We start from the raw sequence: 16,443 nt of genomic DNA on the forward strand, positions 1-16,443 counted from the left end.
GGTTCGCCCCCTGTACCCAAGGACGGACCGGCCCGTGACGGCACTGGTATCAAAACTTCACGCGTTCTCCGCGAGCTCACGCGTTCTCTGCGAGCTCCAGCCAACGCAGCTCCAAGTCCTCGCGCTCCCCCACCAGTTCGCGGAGCTCGGCGTCCAGTCCGGCGACCTTCTCGAAGTCCGTCGCGTTCTCGGCGATGGCGGCGTGCAGCTTGGACTCCTTCTCCGAGATCCGGTCCAACTGCCGCTCGATCTTCTGGAGTTCCTTCTTGGCGGCGCGGGCCTCGGCGGCGGAGACGGTCTTCTCCTGGGGAGTCGACGGCTGGGGAGCCGGGGTGGCCGCCGCGGCCGCCTCGGCCATGCGGTGGCGCCGCTCCAGGTACTCGTCGATGCCGCGGGGCAGCATCCGCAGGGTGGCGTCGCCGAGGAGCGCGAACACCCGGTCCGTCGTCCGCTCGACGAAGAACCGGTCGTGGGAGATCACGATCATCGAGCCGGGCCAGCCGTCGAGGAGGTCCTCGAGCTGGGTGAGCGTCTCGATGTCGAGGTCGTTGGTCGGCTCGTCGAGGAAGAGGACGTTCGGCTCGTCCATCAGCAGGCGCAGCAGCTGCAGCCGCCGCCGCTCACCGCCGGAGAGGTCGCCGACCGGCGTCCACTGCTTCTCCTTGCCGAAGCCGAACGTCTCGCAGAGCTGGCCCGCGGTCAGCTCGCGGCCCTTGCCGAGGTCGACCCGGTCGCGCACCTGCTGCACGGCCTCCAGCACCCGCCAGCTGGGGTCGAGCTCGGCGACCTCCTGCGAGAGGTAGGCGAGCTTCACGGTCTTGCCGACGGCGACCCGGCCGGCCACCGGCTGCGTCTCGCCGTCCGAGCGGGCCGCGTCCCTCATGGCCCGCAGCAGCGAGGTCTTGCCCGCGCCGTTCACGCCCACCAGGCCGATGCGGTCGCCCGGGCCCAGCTGCCAGGTCAGATGCTTGAGCAGCACCTTCGGACCGGCCTGCACGGTCACGTCCTCGAGGTCGAAGACGGTCTTGCCGAGCCGGGACGACGCGAACTTCATCAGCTCGCTGGTGTCGCGCGGTGGCGGCACGTCCTTGATCAGCTCGTTGGCGGCCTCGACGCGGAACCGCGGCTTGGACGTACGGGCGGGGGCGCCGCGCCGCAGCCAGGCGAGCTCCTTGCGGACCAGGTTCTGCCGCTTGACCTCCTCGGTCGCCGCGATGCGCTCGCGCTCGGCCCGCGCGAAGACGTAGTCGGAGTAGCCGCCCTCGTACTCGTAGACCGTGCCGCGCTGCACGTCCCACATGCGGGTGCAGACCTGGTCGAGGAACCAGCGGTCGTGCGTGACGCAGACGAGCGCCGAGCGGCGTTCCCGCAGGTGACCGGCGAGCCAGGCGATGCCCTCGACGTCGAGGTGGTTGGTGGGCTCGTCGAGGACGATCAGGTCCTGCTCGGCGATGAGCAGCTTGGCGAGCGCGATACGCCGCCGTTCGCCGCCGGACAGCGGGCCGATGACCGTGTCCAGGCCGCGTTCGAACCCGGGCAGGTCGAGACCGCCGAAGAGGCCGGTCAGGACGTCGCGGATCTTGGCGTTGCCCGCCCACTGGTGGTCGGCCAGATCGCCGATGACCTCGTGGCGCACGGTCGCCTCGGGGTCGAGCGAGTCGTGCTGCGTGAGCACGCCGATGCGCAGGCCGCCGCTGTGCGTGACGCGCCCGGTGTCGGCCTCCTCCAGCTTGGCGAGCATCCGGATCAGCGTGGTCTTGCCGTCGCCGTTGCGCCCGACGACACCGATCCGATCCCCCTCGGAGACGCCGAGGGACACGCCGTCGAGCAGTGCACGGGTGCCGTACACCTTGCTGACTGCTTCGACATTGACGAGATTGACCGCCATTTCGCTCCTGCTCTGGGGATCGACCGACTTCCCAGAGTACGGGTGCGACGGACCAGGCCGATCCCTCGCCCTTGCTGCAGCCCCTACCGGACGTCCGACGAGGGTTTAGGGATTCCCCTCATTGATGCGGACCTGCCAAAACCATCACTCTGTTACCGACGGGAACCGGCTACCCCCCACACCGCACCCGGCCGCCCCGCGACGCGTCCGGCCACCCCCCACACCTCATCCGGGCACCACCGAACGAGAGGGGACCTCCCCCATGTCAGTGATGCACTCCCCCGCGAATCCCCCCACACGCCGCCGCAGACGGACCACCACCGCGGCGGGTCTCATCGCCGCGGCCGCCGCCATGGCGCTCGGCGCCGCGGCCGTCGCCCCCTCGGCCGCGGCAGCCACCTCGGCCGAGGGCGTGATCATCGGCGCCGACGCGGCAGGCGCCATCAAGGACAGCTACATCGTCATGCTCAAGGACGACGCGGGCTTCCGCGGCGACTCCAAGAAGGGCAAGGCGCTGGCCGCGAAGTACGGCGGCGAGGTCAAGCGCGCCTACAAGGAGGCGCTCAACGGCTACGCCGCCGAGATGAGCGAGACCGAGGCCAAGCAGCTCGCCGCCGACCCCGCGGTCGCCAAGGTGGTCCAGAACAAGACCGTCCACACGACCGACACCCAGACCAACCCCACCTGGGGCCTGGACCGGATCGACCAGCCGAGCCTGCCGCTCAGCTCGTCCTACACCTACCCGGCCAGCGCGGGCGCGGGCGTCACCGCGTACATCATCGACACCGGCGTCCGGATCACCCACTCCAACTTCGGCGGCCGCGCCTCCTACGGCTATGACGCCGTCGACAACGACAGCACCGCGCAGGACGGCAACGGCCACGGCACGCATGTCGCGGGCACGGTCGCGAGCACCACCTACGGTGTCGCCAAGGCCGCGAAGATCGTCGCCGTTCGCGTGCTCGACGACGACGGATCCGGTACGACGGACGGGGTCGTCGCGGGCATCGACTGGGTGACCCAGAACGCGGTCAAGCCCGCCGTCGCCAACATGAGCCTGGGCGGCGGCGCCGACACCGTGCTGGACACGGCCGTCGCCAACTCCATCGCCTCCGGCGTCACCTACGCCGTCGCGGCGGGCAACGACAACGCCAACGCCTCCTCGTACTCGCCCGCCCGGGTCGCCTCGGCCATCACCGTCGGCTCCACCACCAGCTCGGACGCCCGGTCGTCGTTCTCCAACTACGGCAGCGTCGTCGACATCTTCGCGCCGGGCTCCAGCATCCTCTCGACGTACAACACGTCGGACACCGCCACCTCAACGCTGTCCGGTACGTCGATGGCGACCCCGCACGTCACGGGCGCGGCCGCCGTCTACCTGGGCGAGAACCCCTCGGCCACCCCGTCCCAGGTCGCCTCGGCGCTGACCTCGGCCGCGGCCACCGGCGTCATCACCAGCCCGGGCACCGGCAGCCCCAACCGGCTGCTGCAGATCACCCCGAGCGGCTCCGGCGGCGGCACGGACCCGGGTACGAGCTTCGAGTCGACGACCGACGTCTCGGTCCCGGACGCGGGCTCCGCGGTCTACTCGCCCATCACGGTCAGTGGGCTGAGCGGCAACGCGCCGAGCGACCTGTCGGTGTCCGTGAACATCGTCCACACCTACCGCGGTGACCTGGTGATCGACCTCGTCGCCCCGGACGGTTCGACGTACCGGCTGAAGAACAGCAGCAGCAGCGACTCCGCGGACAACGTGAGCGCCACCTACACGGTCAACGCGTCGAGCGAGGCGGCGAACGGCACCTGGCAGCTCAAGGTGCAGGACGTCTACAGCGCGGACACCGGCTACATCAACAGCTGGAAGCTGACCTTCTGACCGATCCTCGGATCTGCTGAGTCAGAGGACGGTCGCTCCGGGCGCGGGGGCCACCGCGACCCGTGCCGTACGACAGGTGGCGGAGGCGGTCAGCGCCTCCGCCACCGCCGTCGCCGACTCCGCGTCCTTCGCCAGGAACGCGGTGGTCGGGCCGGAACCCGACACCAGCGCCGCCAGGGCACCGGCCTCCGTCCCCGCCCGCAGGGTCTCGGCGAGGGATGGGCGCAGCGAAAGCGCGGCGGGCTGAAGGTCGTTGGCGAGGGCGGCGGCGAGCGCGGAGGGGTCGCCGGTGCGCAGGGCTTCGAGCAGGGCGGGCGAGGGCTCGGGTTCCGGGACGGCGACGCCCTCGGTGAGCCGGTCGAATTCCGCGTACACCGCCGGGGTCGACAGCCCGCCGTCCGCGACGGCGAACACCCAGTGGAAGGTGCCGCCCACCTCCAGCGGGGTCAGCAGCTCGCCCCTTCCGCGGCCGAGGGCGGCCCCGCCGACCAGGCTGAACGGCACGTCGCTGCCCAGTTCGGCGCAGATCTCCAGCATCTCGTCCCGGCCGGCGCCGGTGCCCCACAGCGCGTCGCACGCCACCAGCGCCCCCGCGGCGTCCGCGCTGCCGCCCGCCATGCCGCCCGCGACGGGGATGTCCTTCGCGATGTGGATGTGCACACCGGGGTCGCCGAGGCCGTGGCGGGCGGCGAGCGCGATGGCCGCCCGGGCCGCCAGGTTCGTACGGTCGAGCGGCACCTGGTCCGCGTCCGGGCCCGAGCAGGTCACCCGCAGCGTGTCCGAGGCCGTCACCGTCACCTCGTCGTACAGCCCGACGGCGAGGAACACGTTGGCCAGGTCGTGGAAGCCGTCGGGTCGGGCGGCGCCCACGGCCAGCTGGACGTTGACCTTCGCCGGTACTCGTACGGTGACGCTCACGTTGCCCTTCACTTACGCGCTTCCCTCGCTGTCCAGGGGCTGCTTGTTCTCCGCGATCCGCGCGAACTCCTCGACCGTCAGCGACTCGCCGCGCGCCTGCGGCGAGACGCCCGCCGCGACCAGGGCCGCCTCGGCCGCCGCGGCCGACCCCGCCCAGCCCGCCAGCGCGGCCCGCAGCGTCTTGCGCCGCTGGGCGAAGGCCGCGTCGACGACGGCGAAGACCTCGCGCTTCGAGGCCGTCGTGTCGAGCGGCTTCGCGCGCCGCACCAGTGACACAAGGCCCGAGTCCACGTTCGGCGCCGGCCAGAAGACGTTGCGCCCGATCGCGCCCGCCCGCTTCACCTCGGCGTACCAGTTGGCCTTGACCGACGGCACGCCGTACACCTTCGAGCCGGGCGGGGCGGCGAGCCGGTCGGCGACCTCCGACTGGACCATGACGAGCGTGCGCTCGATGGTCGGGAAGGTGTCGAGCATGTGCAGCAGCACGGGGACGGCCACGTTGTACGGAAGGTTCGCGACGAGGGCGGTCGGGGCGGGGCCCGGCAGCTCGGTCACGTGCATCGCATCGCTGTGGACCAGCGCGAAGCGGTCCGCCTTCGCGGGCATACGGGCGGCGATCGTCGCGGGGAGTGCGGCCGCGAGGACGTCGTCGATCTCGACGGCCGTGACGCGGTCCGCCGCCTCGAGCAGCGCCAGGGTCAGTGAGCCGAGGCCCGGGCCGACCTCGACGACGACGTCGTCCGGCTGGACGTCCGCGGTGCGGACGATCCTGCGGACCGTGTTGGCGTCGATGACGAAGTTCTGGCCGCGCTGCTTGGTCGGGCGTACGCCCAGGGCGGCGGCCAGCTCGCGGATGTCTGCGGCGCCTAGGAGGGCGTCGGGGTGGGGCGTGCTCACCGCCCCAGGGTACGTGGGGTGGACACGGCGGTTGTTACCTGTACAGGCGGCGGCCGCAGTGCGGCCACGGTGCGGCGCCTCGGTTTGCGTACAGCTTCTTCGCTCGGTAGGTCTGTTCCGCGGGTGTGGCGTCCTGGGGGCGGCCTGTGCCGCCGACCGAGCGCCAGGTGCGGCGGTCGAACTGGTAGAGGCCCGCGTACGTGCCCGACGCGTCCACCACGCGGGCGCGCCCGCCCGACTCGCACTGGGCGAGCCCGTCCCAGTTGAGCCCCTCGGCGCCCTCGACGGACCTGGGCAGGGCCCTGGTACCGACCCTCACCTGCCGCGTCTCGGGTTTCCGCAGCACCTCGGCGTTGAGCGGCCGGGGCCGCTGTTTGACGCCGTTGACGGTGCGCAGGGCGTAGGTGACCCGCCGCGTGCCCTGCCGCCCGGCCCGCTCCACGACCTGCGTACCGCGGGACAGCGTGGGGTCCGAGGTCCTGTGCACCTCGAACGGGATGGGTTCCTCGCGCACCTCCCGGCCGCCGATGACGCGCAGGACCGTGATCGTCTGCCCGTCGTCCGGGAAGCTGTCGGGCGCAGCGGACGTGGTGTCCTGGCCGCTCAGCAGGATCCCGGCCTCCTCCACCGCCTCGCGGACCGTCGCCGCGTTCGTACGGAAGTTCCACTCCAGCCCGTCAGCCATGATCGTGACCGTACGTTTCGTGCGTACGTCGAGCCGCAGGCCGCTCCGGCCGATCGGCTCGGAGCGGGAGACGGACAGATACGCGCCCTCCGCCCGCACCCTGAGCTGCCTGAGGGCTTCGTCGACGCTTCCTGCGGTGGTCCAGAAGCTGCGCCGCTGTCCGTCGAGGGTGAGATGCATCAGCCGGCCGAAGCGGACGACGACCTCGTCACCGCCGGCCAGCGCCGTCGCGGGTGTGGGCGCCACGATGTCGTGGTCGCCGACGTCCAGTCCTTCACCGGCGAGCAGCTCGCCGACGCTGTCGGCGAAGGTGTGCAGGGTGCGCGGTCTGCCGTCGACGGTGAGGTGGACCACCTTGTCGTCGGCGACGAACGCGGTGGTGCCGCCCGCGAGTAAGGCCACGACCAGCGCCTGCGGCACGATGCGGCGCAGCGTGTCATGCCGATCGGTTGTCCTCCTGTGGCGCGCGGCCTGCCGCGCCGCCACGCGTCCGCCGGGCCGCGGGCCGCACCGGGCCGCGAATTCGGCGTATCCCCCCGCCGTACCGTACGTCTCGTCCTGCGAATTGCTCACGTGACGCTCCCGGGGTCCTGATGTGGGGTCAGAACCTAACCGAGCATCGTCACTCTCCAAAGCAACGCGGATACGCGGTGTCGCGGCCGCGCCGCACGCTCGCGTGCCGGGAGGCGGGACCGGCAAACGGTCCGTCAGTAGCCGAACGCACGGGCAGTATTGGCGGATACGGCCGTCGCGAGGGCGTCCTCCGAGACGCCCTTCACGTCCGCCATGGCCCGCAAAGTGACCGGAATGAGATACGGCGCGTTGGGCCGTCCGCGGTATGGCGCGGGGGTCAGATAGGGGGCGTCGGTCTCCACGAGCACGAGCTCCATCGGGGCGACGGCGAGGGCGTCGCGCAGAGGCTGGGCGTTCTTGAAGGTGACGTTGCCGGCGAACGACATGAAGTAGCCGTTCTCGGCGCAGACCCGTGCCATCTCCGCGTCGCCGGAGTAGCAGTGGAAGACCGTGCGCTCGGGCGCGCCCTCCTCCTTGAGGATGCGCAGCACGTCGTCGTGGGCGTCGCGGTCGTGGATGACGAGAGCCTTGCCGTGCCGCTTGGCCATCTCGATGTGGCCGCGGAAGGACTTCTCCTGCGCGTCCTTGCCCTCGGGCCCGGTGCGGAAGTAGTCCAGGCCGGTCTCGCCGACGCCCCTGACCTGGGGGAGCGCCGCGAGCCGGTCGATCTCGGCGAGCGCGTCGTCGAGGGCCGCGTCACCGCCCGCCTGCCGTGCGCCCTGCCTGGACCATCCGTCGGGGTCACCGAGGACGATGCGGGGCGCCTCGTTCGGGTGCAGGGCCACGGTCGCCCATACGTTCGCGTGGGCGGCCGCCGTGTCGGCCGCCCACCGTGAGCCGCGGATGTCGCAGCCGACCTGGACGACCGTGGTCACGCCCACCGAGGCGGCCTTGGCGAGGCCCTCCTCGACCGTGCCGGACTGCATGTCGAGATGGGTGTGGGAATCCGCGACGGGCACCCGGAGCGGCTCCGGGAGCGGTGGAGCGGCGTCTGCGGCGGCTTTCGAAGGCATGTCCCCGATCCTACGAAGGGGGCCGGGGGTCCTGCGAAGAGGTCCGTGAGTCCTGCGAAGAGGGCCGCGAGGCCCTCACGTCGCCCGGGCCGCCCCCGCGCCTCGCCGGCCGGTTCACCCGGCCTTGCGGTGGAATGCGTGCAGCAGATCGGAGAGGTGCCAGTGGTGGTCCTTGGGGTCACCCTCCACGCCCGGGGCCTCCTCGCCCGAGGCCTCCTCCGGGTGCTGCGGGACGTGGTGCCGGCGCATCGAGTCCAGCACCGAGGACACCTGCCCCGCCCGCATGATCCGCACCACGTGTCCGTCGCAGTTCAGGCAGGTGGGCCTGGTCAGCGGTGACGGGACACGCTCTCCGTCCACGGTGTACATCAGGAACTCGGTGCCGTCGACGTCGAAGTGGTGCTCTATGACGTACGACTGCTCCCAGCCGTGTCCGCAGCGCATGCACGCGAACGAGTACGACTCGTGGACGATGGGGGTCGCCGAGGTGTGGTGGCCGGTGGTCCCAGCGCTCTCACTCATGCCAGCTCCTCTGGTCCGCTGGACAGCAGTGACCTGGACCAAATGGTCCAAGGTCGTCCTCTCCAGGAGACACCCGCAGAGCCGGGAAGGCACCGCGCCTTTACTGGATGCTGGACGAAGTTTTCGCTTTCGGCGGGCTGCCCGGCTTCGAACACCTATGTTCTCGGTCACAGAGCGTGAGACTGACCGATATCAGGCGCCTCAGCTGCGAGGAGTCGCGGGCGGCTCCGTGACGGACAGTGGCGACGCGGAGCCGCGATCAAGGTCTCCGGGCGGCCCTGAAGCCCGTGACGGCCCTTTGCTCACCTATGCACGGGCCGAGCCGAGTTGTGAGCTGTTCTTTGCCGCGACCACAGCATCGAAGACCTCGCGCTTGGGCAGCCCCGCCTCGGCGGCGACGGCAGCGATGGCCTCCTTGCGCCGCTCCCCCGCCTCCTCGCGCACCCGCACCCTGCGCACCAGCTCATCGGCGTCGAGCTCCTCCGCGCCCTTCTCGGGTGCGCCCTCGACGACGACGGTGATCTCACCTCGTACGCCCTCGGCCGCCCACGCGGCGAGCTCGCCCAGCTGTCCGCGCTTGACCTCCTCGTACGTCTTGGTGAGCTCACGGCACACGGCGGCGCGGCGGTCCGCGCCGAAGGCCTCGGCCATGGCGGCGAGGGTGTCGTCGAGCCGGTGCGGCGCCTCGAAGTAGACGAGGGTCCTGCGCTCGTCGGCGACCTCCCTCAGCCGCGAGAGCCGCTCGCCGGCCTTACGCGGCAGGAAGCCCTCGAAGCAGAACCGGTCGACGGGCAGCCCGGACAGCGCGAGCGCGGTGAGCACGGCGGACGGCCCCGGGACCGCGGTGACCCGGATGTCCTTCTCGACGGCGGCCGCGACCAGCCGGTACCCGGGGTCCGACACCGACGGCATCCCCGCATCGGTCACCAGCAGCACCCGCGCGCCGCCCACCAGGGCCTCGACGAGTTCGGGGGTGCGCGCCGACTCGTTGCCCTCGAAGTACGACACGATCCGCCCGGCCGGCTGCACGCCGAGCGCCTGGGTGAGCCGCCGCAGCCGCCGGGTGTCCTCGGCCGCGACGACGTCCGCGGAGGCCAGCTCCTCGGCGAGGCGGGGCGGCGCGTCGGCCACGTCCCCGATGGGGGTGCCGGCGAGTACGAGGGTGCCGTGGGGGCTGGTTGCTGTCACCGTTCCATCCTCGCAGGGGCGGACCGGGCCCCGCCGGTCAGGCCGGACGCCGACCGGTCTGGGCCGGATCAGGCCCGTCCACGGGTATCGCACAGAACGGTTCCCTACGATGGCGCGGTGACCAGTACCGCGTCCTCCACGGACACCCGGCAGGGCCAGGCCACCGAACAGCGACCGCCGTCGTGGCAGCTCCGGCTGCGCCGATTCGGCTACACACCGCGGACCACGACCGACGTCCGCGACCGGCTGGTGCCTCCCTACACCCGGCCCGGCCCCCGGCTGTGGGCTGCGCTCGGGGTGCCGAAGGACCTCGCGGACCTGCTGGTGCGCTGGTCGGGCTGGCTGGGTCCGCTGCTGGTCACGCTCGTCGCGGGCCTGATGCGGTTCTGGAATCTCGGCAGCCCGAAGGCCGTGATATTCGACGAGACGTACTACGCCAAGGACGCGTGGGCGCTCATCCACCGCGGGTTCGAGGTCAACTGGCCCAAGGAGGCCAACGACCAGATCCTGCAGAACGGCGATGCCGTCACCCTGCCGTCGGACGCGGCCTATGTCGTGCATCCGCCGGTCGGGAAGTACGTCATCGGGATCGGCGAGTGGCTGTTCGGGTTCAACCCGTTCGGCTGGCGGTTCATGACGGCCGTGCTCGGCACGCTGTCCGTGCTGCTGCTGTGCCGGATCGGGCGGCGGCTCTTCCGCTCCACGTTCCTGGGGTGCCTTGCGGGCGCCCTGATGGCCGTGGACGGGCTGCACTTCGTGATGAGCCGCACCGCGCTGCTCGACCTGGTGCTGATGTTCTTCGTGCTGGCGGCGTTCGGCTGCCTCGTCGTCGACCGGGACAAGGCGCGGGCGCGGCTCGCCGCCGCCCTGCCCGTCGGTCCGGACGGCGTCGCCCGCCCCGATGCCGGGATCGCCGAGTCGCTGCGGCACGGCTGGCGGCCATGGCGGCTGGCGGCCGGGCTCTGCCTCGGACTGGCGTTCGCCACGAAGTGGAACGGCCTCTACATCCTGGCCGCGTTCGCGCTGATGTCCGTGTTCTGGGACGTGGCCGCACGCCGGGTCGCCGGCGCCGAGCGGCCGTACGCCGCGGTCCTGAGGCGGGATCTGGGCTGGGCGTTCCTGTCGACCGTGCCGGTGGCCGTGGCGACGTATCTGCTGTCCTGGCTGGGCTGGATCCTCTCGCCGGACGACGGCACCGGCGGGTACTTCCGCAACTGGGCGGTGACGGACGGCAAGGGCGGCAGCTTCACCTGGCTCCCGGACTGGCTGCGCAGCTTCTGGCACTACGAGCACGAGGTGTACGAGTTCCACGTCGGCCTGAGCTCCCCGCACACCTACCAGTCGAACCCGTGGAGCTGGATCGTCCTCGGCCGCCCCGTCTCGTACTTCTACGAGGACCCGTCGGCCGGCAGCGACGGCTGCCCCGCCGACGCGGGCGAGAAGTGCGCCCGCGAGGTCCTGGCGCTCGGCACCCCGCTGCTGTGGTGGGCCGCCTGCTTCGCGATCCTCTACGTGCTGTGGCGCTGGTTCTTCCGGCGCGACTGGCGCGCGGGCGCGATCGCGTGCGGCATCGCGGCCGGTTATCTGCCGTGGTTCATGTACCAGCAGCGGACGATCTTCTTCTTCTACGCCGTCGTCTTCGTGCCGTTCCTGTGTCTGGCCGTCGCGATGATGATCGGCGCGATCCTCGGGCCGCCGGGATCGTCGGAACGGCGCCGGGTCGTGGGCGCCGCGGCCTCCGGCGTGCTGGTCCTGCTCATCGCCTGGAATTTCATCTATTTCTGGCCGATCTATACCGGCCAGGCAATTCCGATGGATTCCTGGCGATCCCGGATGTGGCTGGACACCTGGATCTGACCTCTACCTGGATCTGACCTCTATTCGGACAACATCCGGCAACTCACGTCCCGTTCATCACCCCTGCGTTTACAGTGCTGCCTCGGGATCGCCCTTGTGAACGTCTTTGCGACGGTCGCCGGGGCAATGGGGAGGGGGAGCGCGTCATGCGCAAGGGGGCAAAGGCTGCCCTGGTCGGCGGGGTGTTCGCCGTCATGGTCGGGGGCGCGGGGTACGGCGCGTACAACCTGGTGACCGCGGTCACCGGGGGAAACACGTCCGGGGAAGAGGCGGGCGCGGTGAAGACCGGGCCGCTCACCCGCGAGGAGATCCGCGACACCACGCGGAAATTCTTCGCGGCATGGGAGAAGGGCGACGCGGCGGGCGCCGCGGCCCTCACGAACAACGACAAGGCCGCGGAGAGTGCGCTCACGGGCTACCGCGACGACGCGCACATCACCGAGGTGAAGGTCACACCGGGCACGGCGAGCGGCGCGAACGTGCCGTTCTCGGTCAAGGCCACCGTCTCGTACGAGGGGAAGACCAAGCCCCTGTCGTACAAGACCGGGCTGACCGTCGTCCGCGGCCTCACCACCGGTCAGCCCCTCGTCGACTGGCAGCCGTCCGTCGTGTACCCGGACCTGGAGAAGGGCGACGAACTCGTCACGGGCGAGGCGTCGGCGCCGCCGATCGAGGCGGTGGACCGCAACGGCACGGTGCTGAGCGAGAAGAAGTACCCCTCGCTGGGCCCGATCATCGAGCAGCTGCGCAAGCGGTACGGCGACGAGGCGGGCGGCACGCCCGGCATCGAGCTGGTCGTGCGGCACCAGAGCGAGGACGTGCCGGACAAGACGCTGCTGACGCTCGACAAGGGCACGCCCGGCAAGCTGCAGACGACGCTCAGCGCGAGCGTCCAGGCCGCGGCCGAGAAGGCCGTGAAGCGGTACGCCGAGTCGTCGGTGGTCGCCGTGAAGCCGAGCACCGGAGAGGTGCTGGCGGTGGCGAACAACCGCGGGGACGAGTTCAACGCGGCGTTCCAGGGGGAACTCGCACCCGGCTCCACGATGAAGATCATCACCGCGGCGATGCTGATCGACAACGGCGTCACCTCGATGAACGGCCCGGCACCCTGCGACGACAGCGCGGTGTGGCAGAGCCAGACCTTCCACAACCTCAAGGGCATGGCGCCGAACGAGAACGCCACGCTGGCCGACAGCTTCGCGCGGTCGTGCAACACCGCCTTCGTGAAGCTCATCGACGAGAAGCCCCTCACGGACGAGTCGCTGACCCGCGAGGCCCAGGACCGTTTCGGGCTCGGGCAGGACAACTGGAAGACGGGGATCGCGTCGTTCGACGGCTCGGTGCCCGCCTCCCCAGGGCCCGACCGCGCGGCCAACGCGATCGGCCAGGGTCAGGTGCAGATGAGCCCGTTGAACATGGCCTCGGTCACGGCGACGGCCATCACCGGCGACTTCCGGCAGCCGGTGATCGTCCCCCAGGAGCTCGACGACCGTGAGCTCGCCACCGCCCGGGGCCTTGACGCGAACACCGTCGCGCAGCTCAAGGCGATGATGCACCGCACCGCCACGAGCGCCACCGGCACCGCCACGCGTGTGATGGCCGGGCTCAGCGGCGACATCGGCGCGAAGACCGGCTCCGCGGAGGTCGACAGCCAGGCCACGTCCAACAGCTGGTTCACCGGATACCGCGGTGACATCGCCGCGGCCGCCGTCACCCAGGAGGGCGGGCACGGCGGCGACGCGGCGGGACCGATCGTGGCGGACGTGCTGCGGGCGGGCGGCTGAGGCCGAGGGACGGCCGCCCCTTGCTTCCCCCCTCCTCTTGCCCACCCTTCGGGCGGGAGTAGGGGGGTTTGGCCACAGGGCCTTAGTGTGGGTGCCTCGGTGAGGCGTTTGGGGGACCAGAGCAGCGGAGGACCCGTGGGGAAGAGAAGGCGCGCCGCGCGCAGAAGAACGCACCCCGCCGTGATCGGCGGGGTGGTCGCAGTGGTCGTGGGCGGCGCGGGATTCGCCGCGTACAGCCTTCTGTCCGACGCGCCGAAGGACGAGAGCACCGCGGCCGGCAGCGTCGTGAAGAAGGTCAAGACGGGCCCGGTGACGACCGCCGAGGTCCGGGCCACGGCCGACGGGTTCCTCACCGCGTGGCAGTCGGGCGACGCCGCGAAGGCCGCCGCGTACACGGACGCTTCAGCGGCGGCCCAGACCGCGCTGACCGGGTACCGCAAGGACGCGCACATCGACGAGGTGACGCTGACCCGCGGCAAGGTGTCCGACGCCACGGTGGCGTTCAAGGTCGCCGGCACGGTCGCGTACAAGGGCAAGAGCAAGCCCCTCGCCTACGAGTCCGATTTCACCGTGGTGCGCCGGGCGAAGGACGGCAAGCCGCTGGTCCGCTGGCAGGCGTCCGTCGTCCACCCGGACCTGAAGGACGGCGACACGCTGGTCACGGGTGCGGCCGGGGACCCGCCGATCAAGGCGGTGGACCGGGGCGGCGCCGAGCTCACCGCGGCGAAGTACCCCTCACTGGGCACCGTCCTGGACGGGCTGCGCGAGAAGTACGGCAAGAAGGCCGGGGGGACGGCGGGGATCGAGCTGCGCATCGTGCGCAAGGAGACCAAGAAGAAGAGCGAGCAGACCCCCGACAAGACGCTGCTCACGCTCTCCGAGGGCACGCCCGGCACGGTGAAGACCACGCTCAGCGCGACCATGCAGGCCGCGGCCGAGCAGCAGGTGAGCAGCCGGGAGCGGGCGTCCGTCGTGGTCATGAGGCCGTCGACCGGCGAGATCCTCGCCGTCGCCAACTCGAACCCGAACTTCAACACGGCGTTCCAGGGCTCCCTGGCGCCCGGCTCCACGATGAAGATCGTGACGTCGTCACTGCTGCTGGAGAAGGGACTCGCGGAGGCCGACAAGGCGCACCCGTGCCCCAAGTACGTGACGTACGGCGGCTGGAAGTTCCAGAACGACGACAAGTTCGAGATCAAGAACGGCACCTTCAAGTCGAGTTTCGCGGCGTCCTGCAACACGGCCTTCATCAGCCAGGCGAAGGAACTCAGCGATGACGACCTGACCAAGCAGGCCCAGCAGGTCTTCGGGCTGAGCATGAACAACTGGGCCATCGGCGTCCCGACCTTCGACGGCTCCGTCCCCGTGCAGAGCAACGCGCAGATGGCGGCCTCGCTGATCGGCCAGGGCGGGGTGCGCATGAACCCGCTGAACATGGCGTCGGTCGTCTCGACGGCCAAGACGGGCGTCTTCCACCAGCCGTACCTGGTGTCCCCGACGGTGGACGGCCGCGCGCTGGCCAAGGCGTCCCGGACGATGTCCGCGTCCACCGTGTCCCAGCTCCGCGAACTCCTCACCTACACGGCCGCCGCCGGCACCGCCGCCGAGGCCATGTCCGGGCTCGGTCCCGACTACGGCGCGAAGACCGGCTCCGCCGAGGTCGACGGCCAGAAGGAACCGAACGGCTGGTTCACCGCCTGGCGCGGCGACCTGGCCGCCGCGGCGGTGGTGCAGCAGGGCGGCCACGGCGGTGACTCGGCGGGGCCGGTGGTGGCAGCGCTGCTGCGGGCGGGGGGCTGATGCGAGCGGGGAACTGACATTCGGGGGCTGGAACTCGTTAGCGTGTCCCATACACCCACCGCTAGCGTGCCGCTCATGACCGCTTCCGATGCCGCCGCCGAGGCCTCCGCCGCCCACCCCCGCTTCGCCGAGGCCCTCCAGGAGCTCGGGCTCGACGAGCTCCTGCCCCTGATCCGCCGCTTCCCCGAGGCGACCCGTACCGCCGCCGAGGCCGCCGCCGCGATCGGCTGCGAGCTCAGCCAGATCTGCAAGTCGCTGATCTTCGCGGCCGACGGCGTGCCGGTCCTCGTCCTCATGGACGGCGCCTCCCGCGTCGACGTGGAGCTGGTGCGGCGCGAGTTGGGTGCGGAGAAGGTCGGCCGCGCCAAGGCGGACGTCGTGCGCGAGACGACGGGGTACGCGATCGGCGGCGTACCGCCCTTCGGCCACCGCACGAAGACCCGCGTCCTGGCCGACCGTTCCCTGCTCGACCACGACGTGGTGTGGGCGGCGGCAGGCACCCCGCACGCCGTCTTCCCCATGGATCCCAAGTCGCTGATCGCCGCCGCGGGCGCCACCCTGGTGGACGTCCGCGAGCAGCTCGCGTGACGCCGGGCGTCGCGGCCGCCGTCCTGCTGGCGGCCGTCACCCACGCGAGTTGGAACGCCATCGCCCACCGCATCACGGACAAACTGGTCGGCTTCACACTGATCTCGGGCGGCGGCTCCCTCATCGGCTTCGCCGCAGTCCCGTTCGTCCCCGTGCCTGCGCCCGGCGCCTGGCCGTATCTGATCGCCTCGGTCGTGCTGCACATCGTGTACTACGCCCTGCTGATGCGGTCCTTCAAGCTCGGCGACTTCGGTCAGGCGTACCCGATCGCGCGCGGCTCGGCACCCCTCGTGGTGACCGTGCTGGCCGCGGTCTTCGCCAAGGAGACGCCGAGCGCCTGGCAGGCGGCGGGCATCGCCCTGTCCTGCGCCGGACTGACCGGCGTCGCACTGTGGGGACTGCGCGGCCGCAGGCCGGAGTGGGCGGCGATCGGGGCGGCGCTCGCGACGGGCCTGTCCATCGCCGCGTACACCGTCGTGGACGGCCTGGGCGTACGCGCCTCCGGCTCATCGCTCGGCTACATCGCCTGGCTGATGGCCCTGGAGGGCCTGCCCGTCCCGCTGTACGCCGCCTGGCGGTGGCGCGGCGAACTCGTCGGGCTGCTGCGCCCGTTCGCGAAGCTCGGTCTGCTGGGCGCCATGCTCTCCGTCCTGGCGTACGGCCTGGTGCTGTGGGCCCAGACGCGGGCGGAGCTCGCGCCGATCGCGGCGCTGCGGGAGTCCAGCATCATCGTCGGCGCGGGGATCGGCGCCCTGTTCTTCAAGGAGAGGTTCGGGGCGCCGAGGATCGCGGCGGCGGGTCTGCTGGTGGTCGGGATCGGTCTGATGCTGCGCGCAGGCTGACCGTACGGAAGG

The 16,443-nt window shown here is 71.3% G+C and carries 13 protein-coding genes; 6 read left to right on the forward strand and 7 right to left on the reverse strand.

Annotated features, from left to right (window positions below):
- Positions 1 to 76: 76 nt before the first annotated feature.
- Complete coding sequence (locus ABT009_RS26215) at positions 77 to 1,888, reverse strand: ABC-F family ATP-binding cassette domain-containing protein (RefSeq protein ID WP_351299643.1); 1,812 nt, start codon at positions 1,886 to 1,888, stop codon at positions 77 to 79.
- Positions 1,889 to 2,150: 262 nt separating this feature from the next.
- On the opposite strand from ABT009_RS26215, the gene ABT009_RS26220 reads away from it, so the two are divergent.
- Positions 2,151 to 3,764, forward strand: coding sequence for a S8 family peptidase (locus ABT009_RS26220; RefSeq protein WP_351299646.1), 1,614 nt, complete (start codon positions 2,151 to 2,153; stop codon positions 3,762 to 3,764).
- 21 nt (positions 3,765 to 3,785) lie between these two features.
- On the opposite strand, the gene ABT009_RS26225 is transcribed toward ABT009_RS26220, so the two are convergent.
- The 6 genes from ABT009_RS26225 to rsmI form a co-directional block, all read right to left on the reverse strand.
- The gene (locus tag ABT009_RS26225; RefSeq protein WP_351299859.1) at positions 3,786 to 4,682 is read right to left on the reverse strand and encodes a 4-(cytidine 5'-diphospho)-2-C-methyl-D-erythritol kinase; all 897 of its coding nucleotides are present in this window, start codon (positions 4,680 to 4,682) and stop codon (positions 3,786 to 3,788) included.
- 12 nt (positions 4,683 to 4,694) lie between these two features.
- Positions 4,695 to 5,579: a 16S rRNA (adenine(1518)-N(6)/adenine(1519)-N(6))-dimethyltransferase RsmA gene (gene rsmA / locus ABT009_RS26230; RefSeq protein ID WP_351299649.1), complete on the reverse strand. Its 885-nt coding sequence runs from the start codon at positions 5,577 to 5,579 to the stop codon at positions 4,695 to 4,697.
- A 34-nt stretch (positions 5,580 to 5,613) separates the two neighbouring features.
- A complete protein-coding gene (locus ABT009_RS26235) occupies positions 5,614 to 6,837 on the reverse strand; it encodes a resuscitation-promoting factor (protein ID WP_502989955.1) in 1,224 nt (407 codons plus the stop codon).
- 134 nt (positions 6,838 to 6,971) lie between these two features.
- Positions 6,972 to 7,850, reverse strand: coding sequence for a TatD family hydrolase (locus ABT009_RS26240; protein ID WP_351299654.1), 879 nt, complete (start codon positions 7,848 to 7,850; stop codon positions 6,972 to 6,974).
- A 114-nt stretch (positions 7,851 to 7,964) separates the two neighbouring features.
- A complete protein-coding gene (locus ABT009_RS26245) occupies positions 7,965 to 8,372 on the reverse strand; it encodes a hypothetical protein (RefSeq protein ID WP_351299657.1) in 408 nt (135 codons plus the stop codon).
- A gap of 306 nt (positions 8,373 to 8,678) precedes the next feature.
- Positions 8,679 to 9,560: a 16S rRNA (cytidine(1402)-2'-O)-methyltransferase gene (gene rsmI / locus ABT009_RS26250; protein ID WP_351299660.1), complete on the reverse strand. Its 882-nt coding sequence runs from the start codon at positions 9,558 to 9,560 to the stop codon at positions 8,679 to 8,681.
- 117 nt (positions 9,561 to 9,677) lie between these two features.
- On the opposite strand from rsmI, the gene ABT009_RS26255 reads away from it, so the two are divergent.
- From ABT009_RS26255 to ABT009_RS26275, 5 genes are all read left to right on the forward strand, one after another.
- Positions 9,678 to 11,417 carry a dolichyl-phosphate-mannose--protein mannosyltransferase gene (locus ABT009_RS26255; protein WP_351299663.1) on the forward strand — a complete coding sequence of 580 codons (1,740 nt, stop codon included), beginning with the start codon at positions 9,678 to 9,680 and terminating at the stop codon, positions 11,415 to 11,417.
- 146 nt (positions 11,418 to 11,563) lie between these two features.
- The gene (locus ABT009_RS26260) at positions 11,564 to 13,201 is read left to right on the forward strand and encodes a penicillin-binding transpeptidase domain-containing protein (RefSeq protein ID WP_351299665.1); all 1,638 of its coding nucleotides are present in this window, start codon (positions 11,564 to 11,566) and stop codon (positions 13,199 to 13,201) included.
- Between the two features lie 135 nt (positions 13,202 to 13,336).
- The gene (locus ABT009_RS26265) at positions 13,337 to 15,001 is read left to right on the forward strand and encodes a penicillin-binding transpeptidase domain-containing protein (protein ID WP_351299668.1); all 1,665 of its coding nucleotides are present in this window, start codon (positions 13,337 to 13,339) and stop codon (positions 14,999 to 15,001) included.
- Between the two features lie 75 nt (positions 15,002 to 15,076).
- Positions 15,077 to 15,589: a YbaK/EbsC family protein gene (locus tag ABT009_RS26270; RefSeq protein ID WP_351299671.1), complete on the forward strand. Its 513-nt coding sequence runs from the start codon at positions 15,077 to 15,079 to the stop codon at positions 15,587 to 15,589.
- Positions 15,586 to 16,431: a DMT family transporter gene (locus ABT009_RS26275; protein ID WP_351299673.1), complete on the forward strand. Its 846-nt coding sequence runs from the start codon at positions 15,586 to 15,588 to the stop codon at positions 16,429 to 16,431. The genes ABT009_RS26270 and ABT009_RS26275 overlap by 4 nt, the downstream gene beginning before the upstream one ends.
- The last annotated feature ends 12 nt before the right edge of the window (positions 16,432 to 16,443 follow it).

Source organism: Streptomyces sp. NPDC002896 (genome assembly GCF_040295225.1).
Classification (GTDB): Bacteria; Actinomycetota; Actinomycetes; order Streptomycetales; family Streptomycetaceae; genus Streptomyces.

Bases quoted from the DNA above. Each gene is read 5' to 3' on its own strand.
- ABT009_RS26215 (WP_351299643.1), bottom strand. From the start codon at position 1,888: ATGGCGGTCAATCTCGTCAATGTCGAAGCAGTCAGCAAGGTGTACGGC.
- ABT009_RS26220 (WP_351299646.1), top strand. From the start codon at position 2,151: ATGTCAGTGATGCACTCCCCCGCGAATCCCCCCACACGCCGCCGCAGA.
- ABT009_RS26240 (WP_351299654.1), bottom strand. From the start codon at position 7,850: ATGCCTTCGAAAGCCGCCGCAGACGCCGCTCCACCGCTCCCGGAGCCG.
- ABT009_RS26245 (WP_351299657.1), bottom strand. From the start codon at position 8,372: ATGAGTGAGAGCGCTGGGACCACCGGCCACCACACCTCGGCGACCCCC.
- ABT009_RS26260 (WP_351299665.1), top strand. From the start codon at position 11,564: ATGCGCAAGGGGGCAAAGGCTGCCCTGGTCGGCGGGGTGTTCGCCGTC.
- ABT009_RS26270 (WP_351299671.1), top strand. From the start codon at position 15,077: ATGACCGCTTCCGATGCCGCCGCCGAGGCCTCCGCCGCCCACCCCCGC.